This window comes from Parvimonas parva, from assembly GCF_016552165.1.
GTDB classification, from domain to species: domain Bacteria; phylum Bacillota; class Clostridia; order Tissierellales; family Peptoniphilaceae; genus Parvimonas; species Parvimonas parva.
Window position 1 is genome coordinate 1 of record NZ_JACVDA010000037.1, and the last position, 5,918, is coordinate 5,918.

General features: G+C 31.2%; 7 protein-coding genes. All 7 read left to right on the plus strand.

What is annotated here, in order from left to right:
* The first annotated feature begins 187 nt into the window (after positions 1 to 187).
* Positions 188 to 838: a fructose-6-phosphate aldolase gene (fsa, locus tag IBJ83_RS08180; protein ID WP_201276058.1), complete on the plus strand. Its 651-nt coding sequence runs from the start codon at positions 188 to 190 to the stop codon at positions 836 to 838.
* A gap of 25 nt (positions 839 to 863) precedes the next feature.
* Entirely contained in the window at positions 864 to 1,844 is a 981-nt protein-coding gene (gene glpX, locus IBJ83_RS08185) for a class II fructose-bisphosphatase (protein WP_201276059.1), read from the plus strand.
* A gap of 1 nt (position 1,845) precedes the next feature.
* Positions 1,846 to 3,159 (plus strand): transcription termination factor Rho, encoded by a 1,314-nt coding sequence (gene rho, locus IBJ83_RS08190; protein ID WP_068474963.1) that lies wholly within the window; start codon positions 1,846 to 1,848, stop codon positions 3,157 to 3,159.
* A 91-nt stretch (positions 3,160 to 3,250) separates the two neighbouring features.
* Entirely contained in the window at positions 3,251 to 3,808 is a 558-nt protein-coding gene (locus IBJ83_RS08195) for a hypothetical protein (RefSeq protein WP_201276060.1), read from the plus strand.
* Positions 3,809 to 3,812: 4 nt separating this feature from the next.
* On the plus strand, positions 3,813 to 3,938 hold the full coding sequence (locus IBJ83_RS08540) for a hypothetical protein (protein ID WP_269902530.1): 126 nt from the start codon (positions 3,813 to 3,815) through the stop codon (positions 3,936 to 3,938).
* Positions 3,939 to 4,077: 139 nt separating this feature from the next.
* Entirely contained in the window at positions 4,078 to 4,557 is a 480-nt protein-coding gene (locus tag IBJ83_RS08200) for a CarD family transcriptional regulator (RefSeq protein ID WP_201276061.1), read from the plus strand.
* A 9-nt stretch (positions 4,558 to 4,566) separates the two neighbouring features.
* Positions 4,567 to 5,637, plus strand: coding sequence for a PIN/TRAM domain-containing protein (locus tag IBJ83_RS08205; protein WP_201276062.1), 1,071 nt, complete (start codon positions 4,567 to 4,569; stop codon positions 5,635 to 5,637).
* Positions 5,638 to 5,918: the final 281 nt, after the last annotated feature.

The window sequence follows — 5,918 nt, forward strand, 5'->3', positions numbered from 1 at the left end:
TTGTTCAATTACTATTATACCTCTTTGAGATGTTTTTTTCTATTCTTACTGGCTAACTTAATTTTACAATATGGGTTGAAAATATTATACTATAAAATATATACCCATACTTAACATTTAATAGCATTTTGAATTGTTTTGTGGTAAAATATATTACGAATAGATTAAATTTTTTAGGAGGCAAGTGATGAAATTTTTTATTGACACTGCTAATGTAGATGAGATAAGAGAAATAAGTAAATGGGGAATTCTTGATGGTGTTACAACAAATCCGTCTTTAATTGCAAAAGAGGGAAGGGATTTTGTTGAAGTTATAACTGAAATTACATCAATCGTTGACGGACCTATTTCAGCAGAAGTAATTAGCTTAGAAGCCGAAGGAATGGTAAAAGAGGCTAGAGAACTTGTAAAGATAAATAAAAACATTGTAATAAAAATTCCAATGACTGAAGAGGGTTTAAAGGCTGTTAGCGTTTTGAGTAAAGACGGAATTAAAACAAATGTTACTTTAATCTTCTCAGCGACTCAAGCACTACTTGCAGCAAAGGCTGGAGCTACTTATGTTAGTCCGTTCTTAGGCAGACTTGACGATATAAGTTCAGACGGAATGATTTTAATTGAAGATATTTTTGAAATTTTTAGTAACTATGCAATAGATACTGAAATTATTGCTGCATCTGTTAGAACTCCTATGCATGTTCTTCAAATTGCTAAGAGCGGAGCGGACATTGCAACAGTACCTTATAAAGTATTCAAACAAATGTTAAAACACCCACTTACAGATATTGGGATAGAAAAGTTTTTAAAAGATTGGGAAAGTGTTAATACAGAAAAATAAGTTTTAAACGTATAAGGAGATAATTATGGATAGAAATTTAAGTTTAAATTTAGTTAGAGTTACAGAAGCGGCAGCAATCCGTTCATCATATTTTTTAGGAAAAGGTGATAAAAATGGTGCTGACGGAGCAGCTGTTGAGGCTATGAGGTCAATGTTCAATGAACTTCCTATCGAAGGAACTGTTGTTATCGGAGAGGGAGAAATGGATGAGGCTCCTATGTTATACATAGGCGAAGTTGTTGGAAATGGACAAGAAGATGTAACAAAGGTTGACATTGCAGTTGACCCTGTTGACGGAACAACTCTTGTAGCAAATGGATTGCCAAATGCAATAGCTGTTGCTGCTTGTGCTCCTAAAGGTTGTTTACTTCATGCACCTGATATGTATATGGATAAAATTGCAGCAGGTCCTTTGGCTGTTGACTGTATTCATATTGATTTACCAATAGAAATGAATATCAGAAGACTTGCAAGAGCTTTAGGAAAAGAAGTTAGCGAAGTTACAGTTAGTATTTTAAATAGAGAAAGACATCAAGATATTATAGATAGAGTTAGAAAACTTGGTGCAAGAATAAAACTTTTTGAGGCGGGAGATATTGCTCAAGCCATTGCAACTTGTATTGAAAATAGTGGTTGCGATTTAATGGTTGGAATCGGTGGAGCACCTGAAGGAGTTTTAGCTGCAGCTGCTATTAAGGCTTTAGGTGGAGTTTTCCAAGGCAGACTTGTTCCAGCTGATGAAGAAGAGTTCAAAAGATGTGAGGCTATGGGACTTGAAGATCCGTTAAAAGTTTTAGAAATGAGCGACTTAGTAAAGGGCGAAGAAGTTTTATTTGCTGCAACAGGTGTAACTGACGGCGAACTTTTAAACGGAGTTAGACATATCGGTAACGATAAAGTTAAGACTTACTCAGTTGTAATGAGAGCGGAAACAGGAACAGTTAGAAATATTGAGGCAACTCATAGAATTTCTAAAAAACCTGAATATACAAAGATAAAGAGATAGTATGAATATAGAACTTTTAAAAGGAAAATATCTTGATGAATTAAAGACTATTGCAAAGTCTTATGGGATTGCAAATATTTCAAAATATAAAAAAGATGAGTTAATTGCTGAAATTTTAAAAGCTGATAACGGATTTGAAAGTGAAGATTCAAGAAAAACTGTCGTTAGTGATCCGATTGAAAACGAAAATGATACAAAGACTAATACAAAGTCGGTTTGTGGTTTAATCGACATTACAGCAGACGGCTACGGTTTTTTACGTTCAAATGGCTATGATTCCGGAGAGGAAGATACTTATGTTTCTCCAACTCAGATAAGGAGATTTAGACTTAGAAAAGGCGATAAAATCTTGGGATTAACGAGAGATAGAAAGGAAACGGAAAAATTTTCTCCGCTTATCTATATAAATGAAATAAATGATATAAAAATTTCAGATTTAAAAGCTAGGAAAGATTTTGACGATTTAATTCCAATCTATCCAAATGAAAAATATATTTTAGAAAATAAAAAAGATGAAGTTTCAACAAGAATAATTGACCTTTTAGTACCGATTGGAAAAGGACAAAGGGCGTTGATTGTCGCACCTCCAAAAGCAGGAAAGACAAGTTTGTTGCGTTCGATTTTAAAGGGAATAGAAGTCAATTATCCAAAGAGTAAAATTTTTGTTTTACTTGTTGACGAAAGACCTGAAGAAGTTACAGAGATGCAAAGATTTACAAATGCAGAAGTAATAGCATCAACTTTTGATGAATTACCACAAAATCATATAAGACTTGCAGAATTTGTGCTTGAAAGAGCAAAAAGACTTGTAGAGCTTGGAGAGGACGTTGTAATTTTGGTTGACAGCATAACAAGACTTTCAAGAGCTTACAATGTAAATACGCCATCTTCCGGAAAGACACTTACAGGCGGACTTGACCCGTTTGCATTACACAAACCGAAAAGATTTTTCGGCTCTGCCAGAAATGTAGAAAACGGTGGAAGTTTAACTATAATTGCAACAACACTTGTAGATACCGGAAGTAAAATGGACGATATGATTTACGAAGAATTTAAGGGAACGGGAAATATGGAAATTCATTTGAGTAGAAAACTTTCCGAGCTTAGAATTTTCCCTGCAATAGATATTTACAAATCAGGCACAAGAAAAGATAATTTACTTTTAACTGAAGAAGAAATGCAAACAGCAAATCTAATTCGAAGAAAACTTTCAAACACAAACACTAACGAAATTATGGAAAACTTGGTTAAAAATATAAAAAAAACCAAAGACAACAAAGATTTTGTTAAAGTTATACTAAAAAACAATTTTTAAGGAGCAAAGGCTCCTTTTTGTTTTTGAATATTGACTTTTTTAAGATGAAGTGATATTATAAGCGTATAAAAACATATAAGGGGGTGTTGTTATGAAGATAAAAAACAAAAAAATATTTTTTGTTTTGATTTTGTTTATACCTCTTATAATTTTTTTATTAAAAGAAAAGCCTGAGGAAAACAGAATTAGAAAACGATATTTTGATTTTGACGCATATAATAATGTAAAACTTAAAGTAGTTAAAGATGGTTGGATTGAAATAAGTAGATATGGAATGAGTATGTGGTATTATAAAACCAATGGAAAATGTAGAGAGGGTTGGCTTTATGATGATGACTATAAAGGCTGGTATTATTTCTACCCTCAAGGGAATGATTCGTTTATGTTTGACCCAAGGTATAGTGAATCAGAATGGTTATCAATAAATAATAAATGGTACTGGTTTAATATTGGAGGAAAGTTAAAAGAGTTAAATGGTTGGGAAAGATATGGAGATAAATGGATGTATCATGTTCCGAAAGATTATGGAGCTTTAGCAGGATGTCTTTGTAAGATAGGAAGTAAATATTATATTTTTGATTATAATGGATACATGACTTATGAAGGTGATACAGCTCCAGATTTAAGTAAATTAGGATATTCTAGGTGATTTTATGGATACAGTTATAGTATTTTGTTTATTTACGATATTATGTATACTTTCGTATAAATTAGATAAAGTTTTAAAAAATCAAAAAGAAATTAAAGAAGAGATTGAGAAGATTAGGTCAAAATTGTAAGTTTTATTTTTAAGGAGCAAATGCTCCTTTTTGTTTTTGTTAATTTTGAAATTATCCTTTAAATTTTTTGACTTTTGTTGTATAATAGTATTGTAATGAATTGTTGTCTAAATGTGAACGAAAATTTTAGGAGATTATAATGGAGGTTGGCGAAAAAATATTTTATCCTATGCATGGGGCAGGAATGATTAAGGGCATAGAAGAAAAAAAGATAGGAGAGGTTTTTGAAAAATTTTATGTTATAGAACTTCCTTTTGAACAAAATCTACATATTTTTATTAAAGAAAATGATATTGATAATTTTGAGTTTAGAAAGCTTGTCGATGAGGATACTTTAGATGAAGTGTATGACTATTTGAACAAGAGTGAGTTTCCTATGCCCAAAAATTGGGTACAAAGGTATAAAGAAAATACAAAGAGAATGAAATCTTTGGATATTTTTGATATAGCTTATGTTTTGAAAGGGCTTGCTATAAGAAATGAAAAGGGTAAACTTTCTTTAAAAGAGTTGTTTATGTTAAATCTTGCAAAGAAAATTTTGGTTTCCGAGTTTGTTATGGTTAGTGGTTTTTCGAAAAATAAAATTAATAAAATCATAGAGTATTCTATGGAGCATTAGGAGGAGAGTATGTTTAAAGTTTTGAGGTACTTGACCTTTGTTTTTGGGGGGCTTTTGGGAATTTTATTAGCCTATGGACTTGGTCAGGTTGTAGAGTTAAGTTTAAGTAAATTTGTTTTAGTTTCAGTTTATTCTGTTTTTGCAATTATTTTTGGTATTATTTTTTATTTATTATTCCCTATGATTCTAAAAAAACTTACTGTTAATTTTGAAGATGTTATGAAGAAATCACAAAAAACTCCAACTTCAGATATTGTGATAGCAATAGCTGGACTTATCGTTGGACTTGTTATAGCATTTTTGGTTTCTTTACCTATTTCAAATTTAAATTTTCCTGTAATTGGAAATTTATTAAGTGCAACTATTAGTATATTTATATATGTAGTATTTGGTTTTATTGGGGTTAAGGTTGCAATAAGTAAAAAGGAAGAAATTTTAAAATTCAAACTTTTTTCAAGGGAAAAATCTGTAAAAAGGGGAACTTCATATCCAAAAATTTTGGATACTTCTGTAATTATTGACGGAAGAATTCACGATATAATAAAAACGGGATTTTTAGAAGGACCTATTATAATTGCTATGTTTATGGTTAAGGAGTTACAATATATTGCAGATTCTGAGGACCCAAACAGAAGACAAAGAGGTAGGCGTGGTCTTGATATTTTAGATAGAATCCAAAAGGAAAAAGATATTGAGGTTAGAATTGTGGATAAAGATTATAAAAACATTAAGGAAGTTGACCATAAACTTTTGAAATTGACAGAGGATTTACATGGCAGACTTATTACAAATGATTATAATCTAAATAAGGTTGCGTCATTGCAAAAAATTTCAATACTAAATATAAATGAACTTGCACTTGCGATAAAACCGGTTGTAATTCAAGGAGAAAAACTAATAGTTGAAGTTATAAATCGTGGTAAAGAGCCGGAACAAGGTTTAGGTTATCTTTCTGACGGTACAATGATTGTAGTAGAGGACGGAAAAGATTATATCGGACAAACAATAGAAACAACGGTAACAAGCATATTGCAAACACCGGCAGGCAAGATGATATTTACAAGAAAGAACTTAAAGTAGAGAGAATTTTTATTCTCTCTCAGACTGATGACAAAGGTGTCAATGAGAAATCATTGACGCTTTTTTAGTGGAGAAAAGAGTTAAAAAGTAGTATAAGGAGATATTGAAAATGCTACATAAGAATGATGAAAATAGAGTAAATCAAGTGCAAATGAGAAAAGGAAAGCAAAAATGTAAATAAAAACTCTCCTAACTTTTGTGTGTCTAAATATGAAAAAATTAGCAAATATGATGAGTAAATTAGGTAGAAAGAGACCTAATTTTTTAATTTTCAGAGAAAT

Excerpts from the sequence above, each read along its gene's own strand:
- fsa (WP_201276058.1), top strand. The coding sequence starts at position 188 with ATGAAATTTTTTATTGACACTGCTAATGTAGATGAGATAAGAGAAATA.
- glpX (WP_201276059.1), top strand. The coding sequence starts at position 864 with ATGGATAGAAATTTAAGTTTAAATTTAGTTAGAGTTACAGAAGCGGCA.
- rho (WP_068474963.1), top strand. The coding sequence starts at position 1,846 with ATGAATATAGAACTTTTAAAAGGAAAATATCTTGATGAATTAAAGACT.
- IBJ83_RS08205 (WP_201276062.1), top strand. The coding sequence starts at position 4,567 with ATGTTTAAAGTTTTGAGGTACTTGACCTTTGTTTTTGGGGGGCTTTTG.
- IBJ83_RS08540 (WP_269902530.1), top strand. The coding sequence starts at position 3,813 with ATGGATACAGTTATAGTATTTTGTTTATTTACGATATTATGTATACTT.
- IBJ83_RS08200 (WP_201276061.1), top strand. The coding sequence starts at position 4,078 with ATGGAGGTTGGCGAAAAAATATTTTATCCTATGCATGGGGCAGGAATG.
- IBJ83_RS08195 (WP_201276060.1), top strand. The coding sequence starts at position 3,251 with ATGAAGATAAAAAACAAAAAAATATTTTTTGTTTTGATTTTGTTTATA.